This is a genomic window from Prosthecobacter sp. Pr1, from assembly GCF_057652315.1.
In genome coordinates, this window is the sequence record NZ_JBYFBS010000012.1 from 105,482 (window position 1) to 130,149 (window position 24,668).

Here is a 24,668-nt window from a genome sequence, read left to right on the forward strand (position 1 = left end):
GATCATCTCCACGCCCGCTTTCCACAAATCCGTTTCGCAAACGCAGAGCTCCCCTCTCCAGCCAACTAGCCCGACGATTCATTTGACGGCGGGCGCAGCGCTGCACACCTAGAACCATGCTCCTCAACCACGGCATCCATCTCGGCTACTGCACCAACATCCACCGCGGCGAAACGTGGGAGGAAACTTGGAGCGGCCTCAAGAACTACACCCTCCGGGTCAAGGATCGCGTCAGCGGCGGCAAACCCTACGGCATCGGCCTCCGTCTCAGCCAGCAGGCAGCAGTGGAACTCAGCGCTCCGGGAAAAATCGACGAATTCAAAGCCTGGCTGGAGGCCAACGGCTGCTACGTTTTCACCATCAACGGCTTCCCTTACGGCTCCTTCCACGGCACCCGGGTCAAAGAGCAGGTCTTCAAGCCGGACTGGAGCACCACCGAGCGCCTCGACTACACCAACCTGCTTTTCGACATCCTGGCCCAGCTGCTGCCGCCCGGCGTGAGCGGCAGCGTCAGCACCCTGCCCGGCTCCCACAAGACCTTCGGCGTCGGTGCCGATGAGCTGCAGGCCATTTTCACCAACCTGCGCCTCTGCCGCGAGCACATCGAAAAAGTCGCCACCAAGAGCGGACACGACCTGCATCTCGGCCTGGAGCCGGAGCCCCTCGGCCTGTTTGAGACCAGTGGAGAAACACTCAAGTTTTTCGGGCTCTACCTCGACCGCAATCCACGCGACCGTGACTTTTTCAAATTCGTGGGCCTGAATTACGACACCTGCCACCTCGCCATCGAATTCGAAGATGCCGAAAAAGCACTGTCGCGCATCACCGGGGCGGGAATCCGCCTCAGCAAGCTCCACTTCAGCTCGGCTCTTAAACTGAAACCCACGCCTGAAAACATCGCCCAGCTGCCAGCCTTCGATGAACCGGTCTACTTCCACCAGGTCATCGCCAGCTACGGCAAAGACGAACCCCTGCGCCGTTTCAAGGACTTGCCAGATGCCCTGCAGTTCGCCCAGGCCAATCCTGGAAGCCTCGGGGAGGAGTGGCGCGTGCATTTCCACATCCCCATCCATGCCCAGCCCGGCGGCGGTTTTGACAGCACACGGGATCACTTGATCGGCGCCATGGACTGGCTGGCCAAAAATCCCACCAAATGCCAGCACATCGAGATGGAAACCTACACCTGGGAAGTCCTGCCGCTGGAGATGCGCAGCGGAGATGTGGTGGATCAGCTGGTGAGGGAATACGATTGGACTCTGGGAGAGATGCGAAACCGGGCTCTGGCCCCCGTTTGAGAGGGAAAATCCCCTTGCACCGGGGCGCATCCATCGGAAGTCTGGCATTCCCAATTTCCCCACATGCAATCCCTCTGGAACGACCAAGAAGCCGCCACTTTCGGCACCGATCTGCTCGGACAACGCGTTTACACCTCCCGTCTGCTCGGCCGGAATCCCGCCCTCGTCCTGCACGGCGGCGGAAACACCTCAGTCAAGGTCACGGAGCAGGACTTCTTCGGTGATCCGGTCAATCTCTGCTACGTCAAAGGCAGCGGCTGGGACCTCGCCACCATCGAGCGCGCCGGATTCTCCCCTGTCCGCATGGAGGCGCTGATCAAGATGTCCAAACTCGCCACCATGAGCGATGAGGATATGGTCCTCCAGCAGCGTGCGGCCATGACCAACCCCAACGCGCCCGCCGCCAGCATCGAGGCGATCCTCCACGCCATCCTGCCCTTCAAGTTTGTCGATCACAGCCACGCCAACGCCATTTCCGCCCTCACCTGCAGCGCCGACGGCGAAGCCCGCGTGAAGGAAATCTACGGCAATCGCGTCATCATCGTCCCGTATGTGATGCCCGGTTTCATTCTGGCTAAAACCATCGCCGAACTCATCGCAGGCCGCGATCTGCGCAAAGAAGGCATCCAAGGCATGGTGCTGCTCAAGCACGGTCTTTTCACCTTCGATGATGACGCTCGCAAAAGCTACGAGCTGCACATCGAGATGGTGACGATGGCAGAGGACTACCTCGCCAAAAAGGGTGCCAAAGCAGCCATGGCTGCAGCCACCGAAGACCTCATGGCCCTCGCAAAACTGCGCCAGGCCGTCTCCAAGCGCCGTGGCTTCCCACAGATCGCCCGTCTCAATGCATCTCCAGAAGCCGTGGGATACGCCAATCTCGCCACCGTGGCAGATTTCGGCACTCGCGGCCCCCTGACCCCGGATCACAGCATCCGCACCAAGCGCGCCCCCGCCTTCATCGGCGCAGACCTCGATGCCAGCGTTCAGCAATACGCAGACGACTACGCTGCTTACTTCCAGCGCCACGCCAGCGGTCAGACCATGCTCGATCCGGCCCCACGCTTCGCCATCTGGCCGAATCACGGCGTTGTCAGCTTTGGCGATACCTTGAAGGACGCCAAGATCGTCGCCGACATCGCTGAATCCACCGCCGCCACCGTTCAGCTCGGCGAATCCGTCGGTGGCTGGCAGCCGCTGCCTGAAAAGGACATCTTCGAAATCGAATACTGGGATCTGGAGCAGGCCAAGCTGCGCAAAGGCCCCGCACGCAAGGTGCATCAGGGCAAAGTCGCTCTCGTCACCGGTTGCGCCGCCGGCATTGGCTTCGCCATTGCGGAATCACTCGCCGAGCAAGGCGCTCAAGTAGTCGGACTCGACATCGACAAAGACATCCCCGACATCATGAAAAAGATCGGCGGCATCGGCATTGTTGTGAACCTCACCGAAGACCAGCCCGTCCAGGACGCCATCGACTTCACCGTCCGCGAGTTCGGCGGCATCGACATCGTCGTCAGCAACGCCGGCATCTTCCCCAAAAACGACCATCTCGACGCCATGGCGCAGACGGATTGGGACCGCACCATCATGATCAACCTCACCAGCCATCAGAAGCTGATGAACAAGGTCATCCCCTTCGTGAAGCAGGGCATCGATGCCAGCATCATCTTCGTCGGCAGCCGCAACTTCAAGGCCCCCGGCCCCGGTGCCAGCGCCTACTCCTGCTCCAAGGCCGCCCTCACCCAGCTCTGCCGCGTCGCCGCCCTTGAGCTCGCCCCGCACAAAATCCGCGTCAACATCGTCCACCCCGACGCCGTCTTCGACACCAAGCTCTGGACCCCCGAAGCCCTCCAAAAAAGCGCCACCCGCTACGGCATGACCGTCGAGGAGTACAAGACCAAGAACCTCATGAAAGTGGAGATCAAGTCCAAGGACATCGGCAACATGGTCAGCGCCATGGCCTCCCCCTTGTTCGCGAAAGTCACCGGTGCTCAGATCCCCGTGGACGGTGGGAACGACCGGGTGATCTAATCTCTGAAAGGGGCAAGCAATGACACTGCCAGAACTTCCCCTCTCAACTCCTTCTCTCCTCTTCCCAGCCATCTCTCTCCTGCTGCTGGCTCATACCAACCGCTTTCTGGGGCTGGCCAGTGTCGTCCGTGGCCTGCATGCAAACTGGCAGACCACCCAGGAGCCCATGCTGCTGGCACAGATTCGAAGCCTGCGGAAGCGCATCCGCATCATCAAGCACATGCAGTCCATGGGCGTGCTGAGCATGATGTTCTGCGTGGTCAGCATGACCTTGCTTTTCTTCAGTCATCAGCCAGGTGGCCAGATCACCTTTGGCATCAGCCTGCTGCTCATGCTGGCATCTCTGATTCTGACCCTGGTGGAAATTCAGATGTCCGGCACGGCTCTGGACCTGCACCTGCAGGACGTGAAATGCCGGGACGAGTAGGCAAAAGAAAAGCCCGTCTTGAGACCGGGCTGATCGTGAAAAGGAAATGGATGACACCAGCTTAGCTGGCGGTGCTCGGATCCTTGATGATGCGACGCAGCAGCGGGAAAAGAGCATCCTCGCATTCCTTGCGTTTGAAGCGCAGCTGACGCTTCACCAGTGGATTGCCAAACATGCGGTGGCTGTCCTGCACACGTCCTTCCAGAATATCCAACCACGTCGCGTTTGACGCATCCAGAGCAGCCGCAAGGCTTTGATCCAAAACCGGCATGCGCAGCACCAGATCCTGCGGGCGGATGATTTCATCCAGCAAATCGGATGAAACGGGGCCGTCTTTCAGACTGACAACCACAATGGAGGGAGCTTCACCAAAGATGGCCGAACGCCACTGTTTGATGGCAGGCAGAGTGGCGGCCTTCGCTGTCACCGGATGAATCGGCAGCCAGTGCAGTCCGTCATCTTCACGCAGACTCTGGATGATTTCAGGGTTCAGATCACGACCCAAAATGTCCTGGCAGCTCGCCGGCAGATCCGCCAGGACAAGTTTCCCATCCATCGCTGTTTCCACGATGCGACGCATCGAGTCGATGTTGTCGATGGGCATGGATTCAATCTTGTTGGGTGAAATTTTCTGAAAATCTCGGTTCCCCAGAGCATCGCAGTCGAACATGGCCACGTCATCACGCGTCTCAAAGTTGGCAAGTTCGTAAATAAGGCGGGCAATGGTGCTCTTGCCGGTGCCTCCGCTGCCAGCGGTGATAAGGATCATCTTCATAGGGTGTTGCGGTAGCTTATCGAGTGATTGGTTAAAAGGAAAAATGGAAGATGATTTCATACTTTCTTCCACCAGAGGAGTTTGCGACTCCGTTTCACGAGGAGAAGGTGACAATATCGGTAAGCGCGGCGCTGTCCGCGTGGCCGGCTCGGTGGGTGCAGGCCGCGGACTGACGGTTCGCCCCACCCGCTGAAAAGCATTCCCCAGATAACAAAAGAATTGCCCCGGCAGCTCCCGATTGCCAACGGACTCCATATTGTAGCCAGACAGGCTGAACGTACCATCCTGCAGCGTCTGCCAAAGACGGCTAAGCTGCTCTTCAACATCTCCCCGCAGATCCGAAAAGGGTTTGCCAGGCTCCACCGCCTCCCGGATGACCACCGGAGACCGGCCCAGCGTCAAACAATCCGCAGCAGACTCCAATGCCACCGTGAACTCCGCCAGACTGTCGAGGCGGATGTCCAGCATCTTGGAGTCATTCGCACTTTCCCTCAGTCCGGGAAGGCGAAGCAGAATATGCTCAGGATCCAGCGCCAGCCCCAGTACCGGCACGGCAGCCGCTTGCTCACGCAGGCGATTGTGCAGCATCAATACTTCGATCTCGGTCAGCCGGTGCCGATGAGCCAGCAGGCGGGAAAGCCGAACGGAAATCACAGGCATCCGCGATCCCTCTGTGCGTCCATAAACATGCGGGGTGGTCCTCTGAAACGGCAGCAAAGGATGCCAGCGCTCATTGGCAAAGAGCTGCGACATCATGTTGGAGCCCCTCAGGCCCCGCGTCACGGCGGCGGTCGCCATCAGCATCAAACCTTTGATCTGCCCCAGCGTCAGCAGCGTGCTTCCCGTTGCCTGCCACTCTCGCAGGTGCGTCAGCAGTGAAGACGGCACTTTGGCCGCCACGGACGCACTGATGGGCTCTGTCGGATGGCCCTTGATCAGCATCGCGCAGACCTGCATCACTCTCGAAGCAATCTCCGCACGCCCCAAGGGCCGCGACTCAAAACGATCCACAAACAACTGCAAAAAGTCCTGCTGCCACAACCCCACCCGGCAGTTCAGCGGATCCACAAAAGAAACCGCCTCAGGCAGGAACGACTCCAAGGCCTCTAGCTCCGACGCAAGCCGCCACACCAGCACACAGGCGATCCCAATCGGCAGCGGCCCCACCCGGCTGCAATACTGCCTCACAACCTCTCCAGGTGCCGTACCGAGCATGACATTCGTCTGCGTCCCCTCATTGAGAATGTCCAGCACCCGCGGCAGTGACGGGAAATACGCCCCCAGCATGGAAGAGAGCCAGATTGTTTCCGCCCGCATGAACGTCTGCCTCACCAGCCACGGCCCCCCCTCTGGGCTGAATTCTTCATGCCCAGATTGTGTGCTTGGGGTTGATACGGATTTCGATTTGATCGGAAGAGCAGTTTTCACGATCAAGGATCGGAGCTGTGACATTACAAAAGGGCGAAGTTGGATTTCAAATTCTAAGCAGACGTTGTTCCATTACACGAATAAGATTAATCAGAAGAAGAAAGTTCTGTAACAAATTATGCGGGAAAATCTTGTAAACCCAGTCAATGCCCGGGATTTCAGCTTTCAGACCTTCCGACGCTCCAGGTTTCAATTCAGACGTGAGTAGTCCAACTCACACTCTCAACTCCGAAATCCGGTGCATGACTTCATCCGCCAGAGCCTGATACAGCTCCTTGCCAGATTCCGCGTAGCTTTTCAAATCAGGCTGCCACAGGTCGCCGACGACAAGCGTGATCTTGGCAGGCCGCAGAGTCTTGGCACCTCGCGGATAAGCCTCATAGGTGCCAAACAGGCGAACAGGCAGCACCGGAGCCTTGCTTTTGGCGATGAAAAGCCCCACTCCCGCTTCGGCAGATTGTGGCACCCCGTCGTAACTGCGGGTGCCTTCAGGAAACATAATCACTTTGTTCCCATCACGCAGCAATCGAATGATGTTCTTGAGCGAAGCCGTATCCGGTTTTTCACGATCTACCGCCAGCACCTGCCAGCTCCTCAAAATCTTAGCCGCAATCGGATGATCAAACAGCGTTTTCCGCGCGAAGGAGTAAACCATCTCATCAAAGGCGATTCCCACCAGCGGAGGATCGAGAAAACTGACGTGGTTGCACGCAATGATCGCAGGACCCGAGAACTTCAGTTTTTCCGCTCCGACCACGCGATAATCAAACAACCCATGCGCGAGTTCGCGAAAGACTCGATGACCAAACCAGTAGGAGAAGTTCATTGTCCGTTCTCGGTTAAGAAAGCTGCAGCACCGCGATCACCTGATCAACCGCCTGGTCGAGAGTAATGTGGGAATTATCGATGATGATCGCTCCTGCAGGGATGACAAGCGGACTGTTCTTGCGCTGTTTGTCAATGCGATCCCGCTCGGCAATCTGATCCGAAAGCCCCTGCGCACCACGCCGGCTGGCGCGAACCTCCTCGCTGGCATCAATGTAAATTTTGTGCGGACTGTCCGGAAAAACCACCGAGCCAATATCGCGCCCTTCCATGACCAGCGGACCATCGGCGGCCAGCGCACGCTGATAGGCCACCAGCCGGTCACGCACTTCATCGACGCGCGCAATGAATGACACCGCGCGGTTGACGGGATCACTGTTGAGTTCGGCATCCGTAAGCGTCCGCCCGGAAATGCAGACCTGCGTTTTGCCTTCCACCACGGGCGATTCGATCACAATGCCAGCCGCTGCAGCACGCACGGCATCAGCATCCTGCGGGTCCACCCCGGTCTGTAGCACCGCCCACGTCATGGCCCGGTACATGTTGCCCGTGTTGACATATGTGCGCCCCAGCCGCTGGGCGACAAGGCGTGCAATGCTGCTCTTGCCGGAGGCCGCAGGCCCATCAATCGTGATCACGGAATGCGCCACGCTCATGATTTGTCACGATTCATTTTATCCACCATCGGCTGAGGGATGGCGGACATGACAGGAATCGGGCGCGCACCATCGTCCCCGTTCAGAAAGAGATCGAGATGGCGCTCAAAGCCTGGATAGGACGTCGAAATGCACTCCGTGCCCTCAAGCGTGGTGGTGCCCTCAGCAAACATGCCCGCAACCAGGAAGGCCATGGCAATTCGATGGTCACCATAGCAAGGCAGCGTGGCGCCCTGCAGTTGGGCTCCGCCTTCGATTTCCATCCCATCCGGATGCTCAGTAACAGTGACACCCATCAGGCGCAAATTCGAAGCCACAGCAGCGATGCGGTCCGTCTCTTTCACTCGCAGTTCGGAGGCGTCACGGATCAGCGTCTTGCCACGGGCCAGCGCAGCCGCCACTGCCAGAATGGGCAGTTCGTCGATGACGTTGGGTATTTCCGCCCCACCGATCACCGTGGCATTCAAATCGCCACCGCGTACCGTGATGTTGCCACGCGGCTCGCCTTCGGAATGCGTTTCCGAACTGGTGACTAGGGCACCCATGCGCAAAAGAACGTTGATGACGCCTGTTCGTGTAGGATTCAGCCCCACATTGTTGAGGGTGATCTGCGCCCCCGGCGTAGCCGCAGCGGCGACCATCCAAAACGCCGCACTGGAAATGTCCCCGGGCACCACGATGTCATTGGCCTGAGGTTCCTGACCGCCATAGACGCTCACACAGTCGTCTTCACGCAGCCATTTGATGCCAAAGTGCGTGAACAGTCGCTCAGTGTGATTGCGGGTTGCCACCGGCTCCACCACCGTCGTCTTGCCAGATGCGTAGAGCCCGGCCAGCAGAATGGCGCTTTTCACTTGGGCGCTGGCCACAGGCAGCTTGTAGTAAATCGATTTCAAGGGAGCCCCGGTAATCGTGAGCGGAGCACAGATTTTCTCCCCCTGACCAGTGATCATCGCGCCCATCTGGCCGAGAGGATCAGCGACGCGTTTCATCGGACGCTTGGAAAGAGAGGCATCGCCAAACAGCTCGGTCTTGAAGTCCTGCCCGGCAAGGATGCCGGAGAGCAGGCGGATCGTGGTGCCGGAGTTCCCGCAATCGACAGGCTTGTCCGGTGCCTTCAATTTCATGCCGTTGCCGGTGATGGCCAGTTTCACGAGACCCACGCCTTCCACCTCCTCCAGAGGCTCCATGGTGGCGCCGAGCGCCTGCATGGCATGCACAGTGCAGAGACAGTCCTCGCTGGGCAGGAAGCCATCAATGATGGTCGTGCCCTTCGCGAGTCCGGCAAACATGGCGGAACGGTGGGAGATGCTTTTGTCACCGGGGACGGTGATTTCGGCGGGAATGCTTTTGAGTTTCTTCGACTTGAGGCTGGCCATGATCTTCAGACCGCCGGAAGGAGGTCGCGCAGGGCTTTGGCCTGGGCGAGAAATCGGCGGAGGGCTACTTCGTCCATGCTCTGGAGCATTTCAAGAAGCTCTCGCATGACAGATGAGGCATCTTGCAGGGCTGCCATCACCTCCGTGCGGTTTTGCATCAGAATGCCCGCCCACATGTCCGGATCACCTCCAGCGACACGCGTGGTGTCACGAAAACCACCTGCGGAGCTGTCTAGCACCCGGGTATCCTGACTCAAGGCCGCCAGCGTCGTCAGCACCGCCATGCTGTGCGGCAGGTGTGAAATGCGCGCCACACAGTGGTCATGCTGCTGCGGCGTCATTTCCTGAATGCGACAGCCCAGCTTGACCCAAAAAGTGCGCAATCTGCCCAGATGCTCCGGCTTGGTGTGCACTGTCGGCGTCAAAATGCAGGCCGCTTGGTGAAACAGATCCCCCCGTGCGTTCGCCAGCCCGGTGCGCTGGGAGCCTGCCATGGGGTGGCTGCCCAGAAAGGCCGCTTTGGTTTGCATGAAAATCGCCTCCAAGTCCGCCACCACTCCGCCCTTCACACTGCCGACGTCCGTCACGATCAAGTCATCCGACAATTCACATCTGGCGATCTGCTGTGCAATGGCCGGCATGTACTGGATCGGCATGCACAGAACGGCGATGGAAGCCCCCCGAATGACCTCCTGAATATCTTTGCTGGCGATCACCCCGGGAAGCGCTTGCCGGACCTCCTCCACAGCATCGTCACGTCTGGCCCAGACACGGACTTCCAGACCAGGCATGCGCTGCTGGATCGTTTTGGCCAGTGATCCGCCTAGCAGACCGGGACTGAAGATGGCAATGGAACGTTCGACGGACACAAAAAGGATGGAAACGGGACAAATCCGAAGGGCCGCAGACACGGCTCAGTAAAACCTCGGCAGAATCGACTCCGCCTCCGCTCCTAAGTCAGGAGAGGAAGCGGGCGGCGCAGAAGATCAGGGCACACGGAAAATTTTGCCCGTGTAGGGGCAGCGCGCCTTTTGACCGGACTGGAAGTCACGCACGTCAATGGCCTGTCCATTCGGGTCAAACGGGCTTTTCACAAAGCCCGGCTTGCCGGTGATACGTGTGGCGAAGGGTATCTCCGCAGGAGCCGGAGCCGCAGGGGGCGGCGTGCTGCCGGGAGGTGTCACTGACACAGGTGGTGGTGCCGTCGTATTTCCGGTCGTTGGCGGAGGCGTGACATTGTCACCCGTCACAGGAGCGTTGGGGTCAGGGGTCTGAACCGCCGCTGCATTGGGATTGGTCAGGTCCACCCCGTCAAAATACTGCGTCTGCTCCTGCGGCACTCCATAGCGGGGCGGGACATCCAAAGAACGCCCACGTCCTCCGCGCCCGCCGGGAGGCGGCGGCGGATTCGGGCCATAGCATGCGGTGAAGCTGGTGGCGGTCACGATCAGCAAAGATGCCTGCAGGAGTCGTTTCATGGCGTGTTGGATGGAAGGAAAGACAGGATCAGGCATTCACGCGCATGGGCATCAGCACATACAGGAAATTCGTGCCACTGCGCAGCACCCCGGGACTGATTTCATCGATCAGGTGCAGATGCACTTCATCCGCGCTCAAATTGCGCAGCGGGGCCATCGCGAATTCTGGATTGAAGGCGATGGTGATAGGGACGCCCTTGTAATTGATGGCCACCGTTTCACGCGCTTCGCCGACATCCGGAGAAGTCGCCACGATTTCCACGCTTCCGGGCGTGAAGATGAATTTGATCGAGTTCGATTTTTCGGTGACCAGCAGGGACACGCGTGAGATGGCCCGGAGAAAGGCTTCCCTCTCCAGCGGAATACGTTCCTTCGATTCACCAGGAATGACCTGACGGTAGTTCGGGTAGTTCCCGTCGATGAGTTTGCTGACCAGCAGGCTCTCGCCCAGATCAAAGCCAACCTGTGAACCGGTGACACGAATGGCCACCTCGCCCGAATCTCCCAGCAACCGGGAAAGCTCGTTCACAGCCTTCGTGGGCACAATGATGTCGATCTCCTGGCTTTGGGGGAATTCCAGTTCCTGCTCCACCATGGCCAGTCGGCGTCCGTCCGTGGCGACCATGGTCAGGGCGTTGTCCTTGAAGGCGAAGAGAATGCCATTGAGCACATAGCGCGTTTCGTCCGTGGAGATGGCGTAGCTGGTCTTGCGCAGGCAGTCGCGCAGCACCTGCTGCTCGATGCGGAACTCACGCGCGTCATCAAAACGGGGCAGCGCGGGGAATTCCTCGCTGGTCAGGCCCAGCACTTTGAAATAACTCGGGCCACTGCGAATGGAGGCAACGTTTTTCTCATCAACTTTGACTTCGATTTCTTCCGCAGGCAATTCGCGAACGATGGTGGCAAGACGGCGCGCTGGAAGTGTGGTGGCCCCTGGCTCATCGACTTCGCAGGGAACCGAACAAGTCACGCCAACATCCAGGTCGGTGGTCGTGAGTTCAAGCCTTCCATCCTTCGCCTTGAGCAGCACATTGGATAGAATGGCGAGTGTGGTACGCGAACTGACCACATGCTGAACCTGGTTGATGGCGTCCAGGAAGGATTCTTTGCTGATGGTAAACTTCATATAAAATGCCTGCTGTGGGTCGATTTGTTAACAAACCCAGATGAAACGGCAAGGATATTGAGCGGAAAAATCCGGGTGTCTAACTGCAATCTGAGTTCCTTCACTTTCGTGGTGCGTTTCATTTTCATGGTGAAGTGGATATTCAGGCCTGTTTCACCATGCCAAACTGCTTGGGGCGGTGCAATCCAAACTACGAGTCGCTTTTAAGGCTCGTCAATCCTCTGTTTGCATTCCAGAGCCGTCGGGTCTCAAACTTTGGAATTGGCTGACTTCGGTTCAATTGAACACCAGCAGTTCAACTGCACGGGATTTGGTGGAGCATAGCGGGTTCGAACCGCTGACCTCCTGCATGCCATGCAGGCGCTCTACCAACTGAGCTAATGCCCCGGAAATTAAAAAAAACCGGCTCCCCTGATTTGGGGAGCCGGAGACTAGCAAAGAGCTCTGTTTTGACAAGTGCTATTTCTTCTTCTTCGCATCACCAGCTTTGGTGGGAGCGGAATCCTGCACGGTTGGGGCTGCCGGAGCTGCGCCTGCCTGTGGCTTCGGAAGCTTTTCAAAGATCTTCTTCGCTTCGGCGATTTCTTCAGGCTTCATCTTGCCTTCGAGCTGCTTGATCACGTTGGCGGTGACGTCCATGTCAGCCTTGTTGCCGCTCTTCTTGGAGACTTCATCAGCCTGATTGGCATAAGCCCAGGCACGGGGAAGTTCAGGAGTGCCGGGAACCACACCGACTGCATACAGGTTGGCGAGGCGAAGCATGGCCAGTGCCACACCCTGCTGGGCTGCATCGGCATAGAGGCCTGCGGCCACCATGCGGCTCTGACGCACGCCTGCACCCTGTTCATAGAGGATGCCAAGAGCAATCTGCGCAGGGGCGAAGCCCATGTCTGCTGCACGCTGGTACCAGCCTGCGGCTGCCACCACGTCCTGAGCAACACCGGTTCCGTTGGCATAGAGGCCGGCAAGACGGTTCATGGCCTGGGCGATGCCAGCCGTGGAAGCCTTCATGAGGAAGGTGAATGCCTTGGCAGGATCTTTGTCCACCACAGTGCCGGTTTCATAATACACGCCGACGTTGTAGAAGGCTTCGGCAAGGTTGTTCTGGGCAGCCAGACGATAGAGGTCGAGGGCGCTCTTTGGATTTGGCTGGATCAGGATGTTGTCCTTGTCGTCACGCTTGCCTTTAGGGTCCTTGATGATGCCGGTTTCGAAAGCATTGCCGAGGCGGAAGAGAGCCTGGGGGTCGTTGCCATTGGCGGCCTTGGTGTAGTAGTCGAAAGCCTTGGTCACGTCCTGCTTCACATCAGCGCCATCAGGGCCGACACCGTTTTCATAGATCTGACCCAGAATGCGGTTGGCAGCAGCAAGGCCTTTGCCGGCGGCTTCTTCAAACATCTTCAGTGCGGCAGGCACATCCTTCTTCACCAGCTTTGGGCTTTCCTTCGTGTCAGGATCGCCATTCAGAAGACGGGCGCCATAGGTGCTCAGAGCAACGGCGCTGCCCTGCTTGCCGGCTTCGATGAGGTAGTCGAGAGCTTTCTGCTGGTCCTGTGGGACGCCTTCCACTCCGGCGGAGTAGATCTGTGCCAGGCCGAGCGTGGCTTCGCCGTCTCCTGCCTTTTCACCTTTTTCCAGAAGCTCCTTGGCTTTCGCCGGGCTCTTCTCCACCACCACAAGACCTTTTTCACCTTCGGTGACGCCTTGCAGATGAAGCTGGGCCAGCATGCGACGGGAAACTTTGTTGTCAGCAGATTCAGCTTCCTTGATCAGCTTGATCGCTTCCTTCACGGCATCCGGATTCTGCGCACCAGCCTGCATCAGCACCTGGGCGAGTTCGGATTTGGCAAGGATCTGTCCTTTGTCGGCAGCCTTGCGGAACAGAGCGGCGACTTCGTTGATGTTCGCACCGCTGAGCACTCCCCAATGGGCAAGAGCATAGATGGCGTCCTTGTCATCCTTCTGCGCCAGTTCGCGCACTTTCGCGACGGCGTCATTGAAGGACTTGTTGACATCTGGGCCAGCGCCAGGATTCGCCTGAACTTTGTCCTGGTCAGCCTTGAGGGCTGTGAGGATGTCCGTGAACTCTTTCGAAGCTCCGGGCATTTCGGCAGTGTCGATGCCTGCGACCGCGACCAGAGCCGCGAGTTTAAGTTTGAGTGCTGTAAGTAACATAGGTGGTTGTGATTTGGAGGGGCGTTTGACCCGGTAGTTCCGGAGGTGTTCAGTTTTCGACACGACCAAAGACACATCAAGCTTTTGATGAAAGTATATTATTAGGTCGCACAAATTCTCACACACAAAATTCTGCGGGGGTGCCGTTGACGCGGTTTTTTCAAAACTCCCGAAATCGCCCCAAAAGACGCCAAATCCGACAGCATCACGATTGAGCACGTCATTGACGCAAATCCGCAGCCCTCCATCCTGAACGTCCTCCATGGCCGAAAATTCCACTCCCAATACGACAGCAGAAACACCTCAAAACGGTGCTGCTGAGCCTGCCAAAAAGCGGGAGAATTTCAAAAAACGCAACGAAGTCCCCACCGCAGAGGAGCTCCTCGCCTCCTTCAATCGCGCCCTCCCCTTCAGCGACGAGGCCGAAAAAGGCGTGCTCTCCTGCCTCCTGCAGGATCCCCTCGAACGCCTCAGCGACTGCCGCGTCAATCTCCCTGCCCTGGCCTTTTATCACGACGCCAATCGCACCATCTACGAAAAGCTGCTGGAGTTTTACGACAAAAACCTCCCCATCGATCCCGTCACGCTCACTCATGCGCTGCGTGAGCAAAACCTCCTCGACAAGGTCGGTGGTGCAGCCGCCATCTCGGAACTGTTCGCCTTCGTTCCGATCCCCTCGCACTTCCCTTATTATAAGAAGATCGTCCTCGATAAGCACATCCTGCGGGAGCTTATCCACGCCAGCTCGCTGAACATCCATCACGCCTACGAGCACGGCAAAGAGCAGATGGACGAGAACATCGACACGCTCATCGACCATGCTGAACAACGCGTGCTCGCCGTGCGTGAATCCGTCGGTGCCAAGGAGGGCATCAAGACCCTCTCCACCCACGTCATGGACGCCATCGACAGCATCCAGTACATGCTGGAGCACCCCGGCCAGTTGCGTGGTCTGTCCACCGGTTACAGCAAGCTCGACGCCATGAGCTCCGGCCTGCAGGGCGGTGAAATGTTCGTCATCGCCGCCCGTCCTTCCATGGGTAAAACCTCCCTCGCGATGAACATCGTCGAGCACATCGCCGTGGACTGCAACACCCCCTGCGTGGTCTTCAGTTTGGAAATGAGCGCCACCATGCTCGTTCGTCGTCTCCTCGTCTCCCGCGCACGCCTCAGCATGCAGGACCTCTCTCGTGGTCTGCTCTCCCGCGCTCAGCAGGACGCTCTCGCCAAGGCCACGCGTGATTTGCAGAAAGCTCAGATCTTCATCGATGAAACGCCCGGTCTCGACATCATGGAGATGCGCGCCAAATCACGCCGCCTTAAAAAGCAGCACGGCATCCAGATGATCATGATCGATTATCTTCAGCTCGTCACCTCCCAGAGCCGCCGTGCCAAGGACAACCGCCAGATCGAAATCGCGGAAATCTCCGCCGGTATCAAGGGCCTCGCCAAAGAACTGAACGTCCCCATCATCGTCCTCGCCCAGCTCAACCGCGCCGTCGAATCCCGCAAAGGCCAGCGCCCCGTCCTCTCTGACTTGCGTGAGTCCGGCTCCATCGAACAGGACGCCGACATGGTCGGTCTCCTCACCCGCTCTGACTACGCCGGAGCCAAGATGGAAGTCGAAGACGAAGAAGCCGAAGAAAAGAAAAAAGGCGAGGCCATGCTCATCCTCGCCAAAAACCGAAACGGCCCCACCGACGACGTCCTCCTCCGCTTCATCGACCACGCCATGCGCTTCGTCGAGCGCAGCGAAGAAGCCGAGTCCCCTTAAACCGTTGCCCGCATGCGCCTCGTCACTTGTTCAAGCCCGCTTTCTGCGGCAAACAGGAACCTACATCGTCAGGACAGTCGCATGCCTACCAAAGTTGTTTCCGAAACCGACCATCACCCGCGTCAGTCAGCACCTCGGAAGAGTGATCAGGGACAAGCACTCCGAGGTGGGCAAGGTGCTGGCATATTCAGTTGGAAGTAGGTTTTACGTTTCTCCGTCAAAAAGCGTCGTCAGTTCGTGGATGATACGCAGCCTCATGTGAGCAAGCGCTGGCTGCGGGAAATTCACAGTGCTGCTTTAACATAGGAGGGTTCAAAAACCGAGATGCTGTGCTGATTTTAAATTTCCAAATGGGTTGGCACCGCCAATGCCATTGGTTGGCTCGTGGGTTCATTTTTCACATTGAGATTAACTCTATTGCTGTCACTTTGCCTTGATTAATTACAAATACGTAGATGCATCCATTAAGACCGGTATCAAATTTATATTGAATTGAATCTTTCTTTTCGAGAGATGGGTTGCCAAAAACGGACTTTATTTCACCTGTTGTGCGACCAACTGGGTTCCAAGTCTTGAGAAACTCACCCATGGCTGTAATGGCTTTTCGAGCTTCGTCCCCATAGCGATGCTGAATGATGTCCCTCAGGTACGGGGGGCTAACTTGTGATTGAGGTCCTAAATTATTTGCAGATGTATCTGAGTTAATTGATTCAGCAGCCTTTGTGGAACTTGAATTTTGATTTTCCCTCGGTTTTTCCGATTTTTCTGGTTGATCTGAAGTATGGCGACTTCCCTGCCATCCGAAAATAAGCGCAGACGCGCCTACCAAAGTGCATATTATAAATATAGTTCGTTTGTTCATCAGTTCTATTGTGTTGATTCAACAGATTGAATTGGTAGCGTTTCCGCATTTTTACGCATAACTTGTGTGTCATCTTGACCAATTCCTGCACTCAGAGCCTGGGGGTAAGGTCCGATACGTTTAGTTTTGTCCACATTTTTGGCAGATTCCCCATAATCAGGAGGCCCATAAAATAGAGCCGATAAAGGGTCTGCTTCATCAGACCCATTCATTCGATGCGCCATATTTAGTAAAATATGCATGCACTCATGAGGTAACGTATGTGGTCTTTTAACTGCAGTAGCAAAAGAAGCATTGATTACAATCCAATTACTCAGGTTAGGATCGTTAGTTTTATTGGTAAATGCAGCATAACTTCTCGCCACAGGTTGATATCCCGAAGCTGTCATGAGCGGGACAAAAATGACATCAATAGAATTAATGTCGGCATCTTTTGCTTGTGCAAATGCAAGTTCATCAGGAGTTGGATTTGTAATAAGCAATGAAGCTGATTCATGAAATAAGCCATTGAATCCGGTGGGCCAATCCATGATTTCTGTTTCTTCAGAACTTGCCGTTTTATAAACTCGTTTAATTCGAATGCCTGTCTGAGCCAATCGCTCATTAGCATCAGCAATAAACTTGTTCAACTCTGCATCATTTACACACGGTTGGGCATTTGATTCGGAAGAAATCTTAACCACGACGAAGTGAACTTTGACTTCACGAATATCATCTTTCTTGAAGGATGATTGATCTTTGTTATCTTCACTCGTGGGACGACCCACTTGAATTTCTTGCACAATAGGACTTCCTGTTGCGCTTTGGTAGCTGACTTTGATCTGGTCTCCTAGTTTCACCAAAATCGTTTGGTTATTCAAATCAGAAGTAGCCCCGGAGCCCGAGGCTTTATTGTCACGATCATCCGTAACCAATCGCATGAAACGGCCCCGGACCATATTCCCGGACTTCTGATCGAGCGTGTAATCGAATGAACGTATGCTTATACCGTCACTTATTACCTCTAACGTCATTTGCACGGAAGTCGCTGTAGAATTCGGCAGTTTGGCTTGTAAGCGGAAATTTTGGGATCATCACACACATCCGCAAACTGGCTGCTCTGTGGCAGACCATCGGTCGTAACGTAATTGCTGACGCCAAGCGCTTCGGTGTTCGGGTTGTAGGCCACGTTGGTATTGTCGAGGATCAATTCCGGCTGTGCTTTTGATTTTGCTTTCGTTGTTCTAGGCGCTGCGTTGGGATCGCTCGTGCTAGTAGCCGATTCATTCTGAGTCTCACTGAGCACAAGGTTTTCCATTTGAGCAGCGATGATGGTTTCCGCGCCATTCTCATCTGATTCTTTGGTTTCGTCCAGAAAAGGCATAGAAATGGGTCCATTATTTCCGCTGCCGCCTTCAGCGACAGGCTTACGCCTAATACGCACCTGAGAAGTGGTATGTTTCTGCCGCCCCACGGATTTGCCATTGTAGCCGCCATTGTAAACGATTTTGAAGGGAGCGTTTCCCAAATCCGGCCAGATGGCGCCGCCGCCTTCCCCCCCGGGAAGGTCCGGGCCGTCGACTGGACCATCATTCGTGTCCGGGAACTTTTGGTCATACCCGCCAGCCAAGCCCGGTCTCCAGGGCAAGGACTCCAGATCTGGCGGTGTGCCTTCCCCTGACCGGCCGTCGCTGGTGCTCCACCTTGTCTTGCTGCTGCTGTAGTCTGGGCAGTTGATCGCCCCAGCAAAAAAGACCTGAAACCGACCATTGACGTAAGCCACTCCCATCCCGCTGCTGTAATGGGCTTGGAGGGTGCCGCTGGTGTAACTCACTGAGCGGCTCTCGACGATGACGTCATCGTCTTCCACCGGGGTTACCGGCGGATCGTCCGGCGGACCTGGCAAAATATCGGGAGCCGTCCCACCGGCACCCGGCGGTGGCGTAAACGCAAACATCTGCACCGTCGCTCCGCAGCCTGCGGCATTGATGGCGAAGTCATGCGCTCCTTCCGTCATCAAAGCCGAAGGCAGGAAGGTGGCGCTGCCGCCTTCATCCGTGATTGTGCTCTGGGTGCCCATGCACACTGGAACCCCGGCGAGGCCGACGCCGCCTCCGGTGACTGATACCGTCACCGGCTCGGGCGTGTCTCCCACTTTGAGGATCTGTTTGTCGCCACTGGTCACAGCCAGTGCAGGGGCTTCGATGGAGATGACATAGGTCGCGCTGGCGCTGTTCTCAGCAGAGTCGGTCACGGTGACGCTCACGGCATAGACGCCCGCCTCGGTGGGGACGCCACTGATGCCGCCGCTGGAGCTGACGCTGAAGATGCCCCCGCCACCTGTGAAGGTGTAATCACCATTCCCACCACTAACGCCAATGCCAGCACTGTAGCCGATGCCAACGCCACCGCTCGGCAACGAGTACGTGGTGATGGTCAGGGGCTGAGGAGGCTCACTGACATTCAGTGTGAATTCCTGGTCTTTAACCAGTCCCAGCGCATCGGCAACATGCACGGTGAAGGCGTAATGGCCGGTCTCAGAGGGAGCCCCGAGGAACTGCCCTCCCGAAGTCAGTTCAATGCCCGTTGGCAGAGCGCCGGACGTCAGGCTGAAGAGCTTCTGGCCATAGCCGCCGCTGACTTCGAGCTGCGGCGTAAACAAAACACCCTTCATGATATTCGGCAGTTCAGATTCCGACGTAAAGGCCAGCAAATCATGCACCGTCAGCGTGAATTCATAAGAACTGCTGCCAGGGACAATGAAGCCGTCTTGACTGGCATTCGTGAGCGTGACGGTGAAACTGCAGGAGCCGGTGACCGTAGGTGTGCCCTGGATGGTTTTATTATCCTCAGACATTTCCAATCCCGCGGGCAGGGTGCCCATATTGCTGATGGAGAAGACATAATCGCTGGAAACTCCCCCGCTGGCCGCCAGCGTCACAGAATAGGGCCTGCCGATGACCGCATGCATTTGCGCATCGGTGGTGGTGATCACCAGAGGTGGTGGCGGATTACTGCCTCCGTCGCCATTTCCACCCGTGCCACCGGTACCATCTCCACCTCCGGCGGTGGTGTCGGGCAACACATTGAGAGTGAGCGCCTGTGAGGCGCTGAGGCCGCTGCCATCCACCACCTGCACGGTGAAGGTGCTGCTCATCTCCGTGGTGGGCGTGCCGATGATCCCCCCACTTTCATCAAGGAACAGCCCGTCGGGCAGGCTGCCGCTGCTGAAGCTGAACGCATACGGCCCCGTACCCCCGCTGACCACAATGCCGGCATTGTAGCCAGAGTTCACCATGCCATCCGGCAGGCTGGTGGTCACAATCTGCGGTGTTGCTGTAGGATCATCCAGCGGCGGAATTTCCGGCGGCGGATCATCGCTGACCAACGGATTGCGGCCATGAGCGTACTCCAATGAATTGATCAAGTTATCTCCATCGGGATTGGCCTGAGCATCTGTGGCAGCGCGCAGGTCGAGGTTATAACTATGCTCCCAATAGTCCAGCATGCCATCCCCATCGTAGTCACCGCTGGCCGCACGCTGCGGCAGCGTCACCAGCGTCGCGTCCGCATTGACCGCAGTCACGAAGGCCTGCAGTCCATCGGGCACGCCATCGAGGTTCGCATCCTCCATCACCAGCCACTCGGGCTGCGTGCCGCTGTTGAGTCCCAGTCCGGCAAACGAGAGCCCCACAGGACCGCCCACCACCAGGCCGCGCCACGCCCACTCCTGCACGTCGCTCACGCTGGTATGGCGGCTGTTCGCCTTGCCCGGATTCAGGCCCAGGGAGATCTCCTCGAAGTTCATCAATCCATCCCCATCAAAATCCTCCACGGAGTCATTGAAGTGGTGATTGTCAAACATGCCCGGATAGGCCGCATTCCACGCGTCCTCCAGCACATCGAGAATGCCGTCCTGGTCATAGTCATAAGTGTCCGTATGCGAGGTGAGACTCCAGCCATTTTGCCAGGCTTGGAAGTTCGTGTAGCCGTCGCCATCGAGGTCACCACGGGCATCCGCCGGATCGGCGGGGTTCATGCCCAAGCCCTGATCCGCGTACCACTGCTCGATCCCGTTGGGGATGCCATCGGAGTCGCCATCCTCCATGTTGACCATGTAGAAGTCGCTGTAGGGCTGGTCAGGGTTTGACTTCGCCAGCAGCGGATGGGTGTGGTAGCGGAAGAGCTCGTCCGAGTCGCTGAGACGGTCATCGTCCGAGTCCGTCTTGGCGGGATCGGTGCCGTACTGCGTGGTCTCATCGTAATCGCTCAGGCCATCGCCATCGGTGTCGGCGCGGTTGGTGCGGTCATCCGGATAGGCGTCCGCAGCGTCGGGAATGCCGTCCCAATCCCGGTCATCAACCATGTTGCCCGGATATTCGACTCCTTGATACGTGAAATGCGCAGCGCCGTTCCACTTGTCATCGGGCCAGTTGTCCAAAGCATCAGGAATGCCGTCCGCGTCCTGGTCGCTCCAACTGCCGGCGTATTCGTTGCCGTTGTACCAGTAGCCGCCATTAGGCGTGGCATCCTGGCCATCCGGAATGCCGTCCCCGTCCTGATCGCTCCAAGAGCCAGCATATTCGATGCCGTTGTAAGTGTAATGAGGCAGGCCGTTCCAGGGGTCCGGCTCGTTAGGAGGAGGCGCTTCACCGTTGGGGGTGGGGTCAAGTGCGTCAGGGATGCCGTCGTTGTCCGCATCGAGTATAAGGCCGGGGTACTCCGTACCATTGTAGGTGTAGCTGCCCGCAATCGTCGGCCAGGGGTCCAACCCATCGGGAATGCCATCCCCATCCTGATCCACCCAGGGCGCGGCGTATTCCGTAGCGTTGTACCAGTAGCTGCCATCCGGGAACGGGTCTGCCACATCGGGGATGCCGTCGAGGTCACGGTCGCTCGATGCTCCGCCGTACTCGATGCCCTGATACCAGAAGCTGCCATAGGGAAACGAGTCGAGCTGGTCGGGCGTGCCGTCACCATCGCTGTCCATGGTGCCTGTGGGGTACCAGTTCCCGCCGATGATCACGCCGGGATCGGTCGGCGGGGGTGGATCGGAATTTGGCGGCCCTGCGCCGTTGTAGGGGTCATCCATCTGCCCGGCGGCTTCGTTCCAGTTTAACAAGAGGTCCCCATCGCGGTCGGTATTGAAGGGTTCGCTGTCCTCGAAGTTTTTCAATCCATCGCCATCCGCATCCGAGTAGCTGCAGAAGGTGCCCGCAGTGAGGCTGGCATAGTTCACCACCGGATTGTACCCCTGGATCTGCTGGTAGTACTCGTCGAAATCCGAAAAGCCGTTGCAATTGCTGTCCCAGCTCCAAGGATCGTAGGGCAGCGGAGTGCCTGCTGTGACAGCCGCCAGTGAATACTGGTATTCCACCAGGTCTGGCAAACCGTCGAGGTCAGAATCAAGGCGGTAGGGATCGCTGCCAAACTGCGCCTCCTGCGCATTGTTGAAGCCGTCGCCATCGCCGTCTTGTTCGTGCCAAGGATCGCCTTCGGGGAAGTTGGCCATTTCACTTTTAACGCCATTGCTGAGCGTCCAGTAAGAGAAGGCTCCGGGGAATGGGTTCATCATCCATGAAACAAAGACCAGGATTTGAATGACATGCAACCAGCGTGCTCGGCGTAGGCGTGATAGGAGAGTGACGTTCATTCGGATAGTGGAAATTCGTGAATCTTGCCACTATCATGATGATCACCCACGGTTGTCGAGATTAGGGTTGTAAGACGTTTTTAGGGATTGTTAAGACTTAATCCAATTACTCATAAGCCTTTATTTAATCCTCGTGTCTAGCAGAGCAGGACATGACGCAGCCCTTCCAAATCGATGCCTGTCGTCCTATCCCCCTTCATTTCCAAACCGACCGCCTGCCACGATCCCCTCATTGCGGATAAAAGCCTTCCTCCCGCCATTCCAGTTACATCAAGCAGGACGTCACAGGGTTGGTCTCCTCACCCGCTCCGACTACGCCGGAGCCAAGATGGAAGTCGCAGACAAAGAAGCCGAGTCCCCTCCAATCCTACTTCTTCAACAGATCCCGGATCTCCGTGAGCAGCACGATGTCAGCAGGCGGCGGAGGTGGCGGCGCGTCCGCTTCTTTTTTCCGCGTCATCGCCATCAGTTTGTTGATCGGTTTGACGATCACAAAAAACACGACTGCCGCCGTGATCAAGAAGCTGATGACCGCCCCGATGATGCTGCCGATATCGAGCTCAATAATCTTTTTGACCGTGTCCATGACCGGCGTTCCATCGGCCTGCACCAGCGGCTTGCCATCCGCTCCCATCTTGGCCACATGCAGGGTCACTTCCCGCAGAGGGATCGTCAGCTTCGGACTCGGACCTCCGCCAAACAGCGCCAGAAGCGGCTCCACGATTCCTTTGGCAAATGCCGTGACAATGCCTGTGAAGGCTGCGCCAATGATCACCCCCGTGGAGAGATCGACGACGTTGCCCTTGAGGATAAACGCTTTGAATTCTTTGAGCATGGCAGGTGGATGTTGAGGTAAAGGTGACCGATTCATGGAACCGGTCACCTTCTAAACCCACCAGCAGGCATCAGGCCAGCACAAAATGCGCTCACACTTCCTGAGCGACTCGCCAGCTCTCGGCATCAAGGTTCTCCTTGAGATGCCTGTAGCTGCTGGCGATGCGCTCACGCGTCATCTTGCCGAAAAAGCGCACCAGCCTCACCAGTTTGTCGATTTCCACCTCGGACATGGACGAGTCGTTCACTTTGCTTTGCGCATGGGCCAGTGTGCAGCCCCAGACAAACAACTCGGCTCCCACATCGACAAAGTGGCCCAGCAGCACCTGCCGCTTTTCCAGTTTGGGACCATTCAGCGCCATCGCCAGAAACAGCCGCCGCGCCAGCACCCGGCTCTGCCGGGCGATATCATCGAGCTCGAACTGCAGGGAGGGATGCAGCAAATCCCTCGCGTCTCCAGCGCCCAGCGGCAGCCACTTAAGAGGGTACCAAGTGGCATAGAACCCTGCGGCACGCATGGCGGCTTTGGCGCGCACCTTCCACGGCAGGGTAGGATTCACCGCATCTGCTCCAAGATTGAGATGCGGCTCCAGCGCCTCACGCGCGATGAACAGCCTCATGATCTCGCTGCTGCCTTCAAAGATCGTGTTGATGCGGGAATCGCGGAACAGACGTTCCACGGGTTCGGGCACGTCCCCGCGCGCTTTGAGCGAAGCTGCGGTTTCAAATCCACGACCGCCGCGCATCTGCATCGTGTCATCCATGATGCGCCAGGATTTTTCACTGCCCCAGAGCTTGCCGATGGCGGCTTCGAGACGGACATCGGCATGCTTGTCACGATCCACCATCGCCGAGACATAACGCACAATGCTTTCCATGGCGAAGGTGTCCGCAGCCATGCGGCTGAGTTTGTCAGCAATGGCGGCGTGGCGGCCGATCGGCTGCCCCCACTGCTCGCGAGAGCGCGCCCATCGTTTGCTGATGTCGAGGCAACGCTGCGACAAGCCCGTGCATGCGGCAGGCAAAGTGATGCGCCCCGTGTTCAACGTCGTCAGCGCCACCTTGAGGCCGCGACCGACACCGCCCAGCACATTCGCCACCGGCACCCTCACGTTGTCAAAATGAATGACCCCGTTGTAAAGAGCCTTGAGCCCCATGAAGCGGCAGCGGTGCAGGATCTCCACCCCAAGCCAGCTTGTTTCAACGATGAATGCCGTGGTGGCATTGGGCTTCTCGGGTGTCGGTGTTTTGGCCATCACCACAATCAAGCCTGCCTTCGTGCCGTTGGTGCACCAGAGCTTCTCGCCATTGAGGATGTAGTTCTCGCCATCCGCGTCGAGTCTGGCCGTCGTCTTCATCCGCGCCGGGTCTGATCCCACTTCATTTTCCGTCAGTGCAAAGGCGCTGATCTCCCCTTTGGCGCAGCGCGGCAGGTATTTGGCTTTCTGCTCTTCGGTGCCAAACAAGATGAGCGGCTGCGGAGCACCGATGGACTGATGCGCAGAAAGCAGCGCCGCGAGGTTGCCACAACGGCTCCCCAGCAGCATGGCCGCGCGCGAATAATTCGTCTGCGAAAGCCCCAGCCCGCCATATCTCACGGGGATCTTGATGCCGAAGGCACCGATCCGCGCCAGTTCGCTCAGCAGCATGTCAGGTATTTCGCCCTTCTCGTCGATCTCATCAGGATCCGCATAGAGGTCCAGCACTCGCTCAAGCCGGTGCAGGAACGCGTCGCCCTGATCGTGGTCTTCGCCGCTTTGTTTCGGAAATGGCAGCAGTTTGCCAAAATCCGGCTCGCCAAAAAAGATTCCGGCGGCGATTCCGGTGTTGCGGCGTTCATCACGCGCAGCTTCTGCCATTTCGAGCGCAGCACGCTGCCCCGAATTCATGCGCGACGTGTCGATGTGCGTCCTCGCTTCAGTGTTGGATTCTTCCAATGTAGTTTTCATGGCCTGATTTCTCCAGAGGATG

The 24,668-nt window shown here is 57.4% G+C and carries 17 protein-coding genes and 1 tRNA gene; 4 read left to right on the top strand and 14 right to left on the bottom strand.

The genetic code is table 11. The features are described from left to right. Positions 1 to 116 precede the first annotated feature (116 nt). From eboE to AC24GY_RS19085, 3 genes are all read left to right on the top strand, one after another. Positions 117 to 1,295 carry a metabolite traffic protein EboE gene (gene eboE / locus AC24GY_RS19075; RefSeq protein WP_487686428.1) on the top strand — a complete coding sequence of 393 codons (1,179 nt, stop codon included), beginning with the start codon at positions 117 to 119 and terminating at the stop codon, positions 1,293 to 1,295. Positions 1,296 to 1,358: 63 nt separating this feature from the next. Then, the gene (locus AC24GY_RS19080) at positions 1,359 to 3,326 is read left to right on the top strand and encodes a bifunctional aldolase/short-chain dehydrogenase (protein ID WP_487686430.1); all 1,968 of its coding nucleotides are present in this window, start codon (positions 1,359 to 1,361) and stop codon (positions 3,324 to 3,326) included. Positions 3,327 to 3,345: 19 nt separating this feature from the next. After that, positions 3,346 to 3,753: a DUF2721 domain-containing protein gene (locus AC24GY_RS19085; RefSeq protein WP_487686431.1), complete on the top strand. Its 408-nt coding sequence runs from the start codon at positions 3,346 to 3,348 to the stop codon at positions 3,751 to 3,753. 61 nt (positions 3,754 to 3,814) lie between these two features. Here the strand turns inward: AC24GY_RS19085 and AC24GY_RS19090 are convergent, their stop codons facing one another. From AC24GY_RS19090 to AC24GY_RS19130, 9 genes are all read right to left on the bottom strand, one after another. Beyond that, positions 3,815 to 5,845: a hypothetical protein gene (locus AC24GY_RS19090; protein ID WP_487686433.1), complete on the bottom strand. Its 2,031-nt coding sequence runs from the start codon at positions 5,843 to 5,845 to the stop codon at positions 3,815 to 3,817. A 325-nt stretch (positions 5,846 to 6,170) separates the two neighbouring features. After that, the gene (locus AC24GY_RS19095) at positions 6,171 to 6,782 is read right to left on the bottom strand and encodes a lysophospholipid acyltransferase family protein (protein WP_487686435.1); all 612 of its coding nucleotides are present in this window, start codon (positions 6,780 to 6,782) and stop codon (positions 6,171 to 6,173) included. Positions 6,783 to 6,795: 13 nt separating this feature from the next. Further along, complete coding sequence (cmk, locus tag AC24GY_RS19100; RefSeq protein ID WP_487686437.1) at positions 6,796 to 7,419, bottom strand: (d)CMP kinase; 624 nt, start codon at positions 7,417 to 7,419, stop codon at positions 6,796 to 6,798. Between the two features lie 14 nt (positions 7,420 to 7,433). After that, positions 7,434 to 8,816 carry a 3-phosphoshikimate 1-carboxyvinyltransferase gene (aroA, locus tag AC24GY_RS19105; RefSeq protein ID WP_487686439.1) on the bottom strand — a complete coding sequence of 461 codons (1,383 nt, stop codon included), beginning with the start codon at positions 8,814 to 8,816 and terminating at the stop codon, positions 7,434 to 7,436. Positions 8,817 to 8,821: 5 nt separating this feature from the next. Then, positions 8,822 to 9,685, bottom strand: a complete 864-nt coding sequence (locus AC24GY_RS19110; RefSeq protein WP_422320644.1) for a prephenate dehydrogenase — start codon at positions 9,683 to 9,685, stop codon at positions 8,822 to 8,824. A 117-nt stretch (positions 9,686 to 9,802) separates the two neighbouring features. After that, complete coding sequence (locus tag AC24GY_RS19115) at positions 9,803 to 10,294, bottom strand: hypothetical protein (RefSeq protein WP_487686441.1); 492 nt, start codon at positions 10,292 to 10,294, stop codon at positions 9,803 to 9,805. Between the two features lie 28 nt (positions 10,295 to 10,322). Continuing rightward, positions 10,323 to 11,420 (bottom strand): DNA polymerase III subunit beta, encoded by a 1,098-nt coding sequence (dnaN, locus tag AC24GY_RS19120; RefSeq protein WP_422320642.1) that lies wholly within the window; start codon positions 11,418 to 11,420, stop codon positions 10,323 to 10,325. A 311-nt stretch (positions 11,421 to 11,731) separates the two neighbouring features. Next, positions 11,732 to 11,807: transfer RNA gene (locus AC24GY_RS19125), tRNA-Ala, on the bottom strand. Between the two features lie 72 nt (positions 11,808 to 11,879). Next, positions 11,880 to 13,595 carry a tetratricopeptide repeat protein gene (locus AC24GY_RS19130; RefSeq protein ID WP_487686443.1) on the bottom strand — a complete coding sequence of 572 codons (1,716 nt, stop codon included), beginning with the start codon at positions 13,593 to 13,595 and terminating at the stop codon, positions 11,880 to 11,882. A 262-nt stretch (positions 13,596 to 13,857) separates the two neighbouring features. Between AC24GY_RS19130 and dnaB the strand changes: the two genes are divergently transcribed. Then, complete coding sequence (dnaB, locus tag AC24GY_RS19135; RefSeq protein WP_487686445.1) at positions 13,858 to 15,369, top strand: replicative DNA helicase; 1,512 nt, start codon at positions 13,858 to 13,860, stop codon at positions 15,367 to 15,369. Between the two features lie 397 nt (positions 15,370 to 15,766). Here the strand turns inward: dnaB and AC24GY_RS19140 are convergent, their stop codons facing one another. The 5 genes from AC24GY_RS19140 to AC24GY_RS19160 form a co-directional block, all read right to left on the bottom strand. Further along, the gene (locus tag AC24GY_RS19140; protein WP_487686447.1) at positions 15,767 to 16,231 is read right to left on the bottom strand and encodes a hypothetical protein; all 465 of its coding nucleotides are present in this window, start codon (positions 16,229 to 16,231) and stop codon (positions 15,767 to 15,769) included. Between the two features lie 5 nt (positions 16,232 to 16,236). Then, positions 16,237 to 17,151 (bottom strand): hypothetical protein, encoded by a 915-nt coding sequence (locus AC24GY_RS19145; protein ID WP_487686450.1) that lies wholly within the window; start codon positions 17,149 to 17,151, stop codon positions 16,237 to 16,239. 89 nt (positions 17,152 to 17,240) lie between these two features. After that, a complete protein-coding gene (locus tag AC24GY_RS19150) occupies positions 17,241 to 21,785 on the bottom strand; it encodes a putative Ig domain-containing protein (RefSeq protein WP_487686452.1) in 4,545 nt (1,514 codons plus the stop codon). 445 nt (positions 21,786 to 22,230) lie between these two features. Continuing rightward, positions 22,231 to 22,698 carry an MscL family protein gene (locus AC24GY_RS19155; protein ID WP_487686454.1) on the bottom strand — a complete coding sequence of 156 codons (468 nt, stop codon included), beginning with the start codon at positions 22,696 to 22,698 and terminating at the stop codon, positions 22,231 to 22,233. 91 nt (positions 22,699 to 22,789) lie between these two features. Continuing rightward, positions 22,790 to 24,646 carry an acyl-CoA dehydrogenase family protein gene (locus AC24GY_RS19160; protein ID WP_487686456.1) on the bottom strand — a complete coding sequence of 619 codons (1,857 nt, stop codon included), beginning with the start codon at positions 24,644 to 24,646 and terminating at the stop codon, positions 22,790 to 22,792. Positions 24,647 to 24,668: the final 22 nt, after the last annotated feature.

Bases quoted from the DNA above. Each gene is read 5' to 3' on its own strand.
- dnaB (WP_487686445.1), top strand. From the start codon at position 13,858: ATGGCCGAAAATTCCACTCCCAATACGACAGCAGAAACACCTCAAAAC.
- AC24GY_RS19095 (WP_487686435.1), bottom strand. From the start codon at position 6,782: ATGAACTTCTCCTACTGGTTTGGTCATCGAGTCTTTCGCGAACTCGCG.
- eboE (WP_487686428.1), top strand. From the start codon at position 117: ATGCTCCTCAACCACGGCATCCATCTCGGCTACTGCACCAACATCCAC.
- AC24GY_RS19085 (WP_487686431.1), top strand. From the start codon at position 3,346: ATGACACTGCCAGAACTTCCCCTCTCAACTCCTTCTCTCCTCTTCCCA.
- AC24GY_RS19130 (WP_487686443.1), bottom strand. From the start codon at position 13,595: ATGTTACTTACAGCACTCAAACTTAAACTCGCGGCTCTGGTCGCGGTC.
- AC24GY_RS19080 (WP_487686430.1), top strand. From the start codon at position 1,359: ATGCAATCCCTCTGGAACGACCAAGAAGCCGCCACTTTCGGCACCGAT.
- AC24GY_RS19090 (WP_487686433.1), bottom strand. From the start codon at position 5,845: ATGCGGGCGGAAACAATCTGGCTCTCTTCCATGCTGGGGGCGTATTTC.
- AC24GY_RS19145 (WP_487686450.1), bottom strand. From the start codon at position 17,151: ATGCGATTGGTTACGGATGATCGTGACAATAAAGCCTCGGGCTCCGGG.
- aroA (WP_487686439.1), bottom strand. From the start codon at position 8,816: ATGGCCAGCCTCAAGTCGAAGAAACTCAAAAGCATTCCCGCCGAAATC.
- AC24GY_RS19140 (WP_487686447.1), bottom strand. From the start codon at position 16,231: ATGAACAAACGAACTATATTTATAATATGCACTTTGGTAGGCGCGTCT.
- AC24GY_RS19115 (WP_487686441.1), bottom strand. From the start codon at position 10,294: ATGAAACGACTCCTGCAGGCATCTTTGCTGATCGTGACCGCCACCAGC.
- dnaN (WP_422320642.1), bottom strand. From the start codon at position 11,420: ATGAAGTTTACCATCAGCAAAGAATCCTTCCTGGACGCCATCAACCAG.
- AC24GY_RS19150 (WP_487686452.1), bottom strand. From the start codon at position 21,785: ATGATGAACCCATTCCCCGGAGCCTTCTCTTACTGGACGCTCAGCAAT.
- AC24GY_RS19160 (WP_487686456.1), bottom strand. From the start codon at position 24,646: ATGAAAACTACATTGGAAGAATCCAACACTGAAGCGAGGACGCACATC.
- AC24GY_RS19155 (WP_487686454.1), bottom strand. From the start codon at position 22,698: ATGCTCAAAGAATTCAAAGCGTTTATCCTCAAGGGCAACGTCGTCGAT.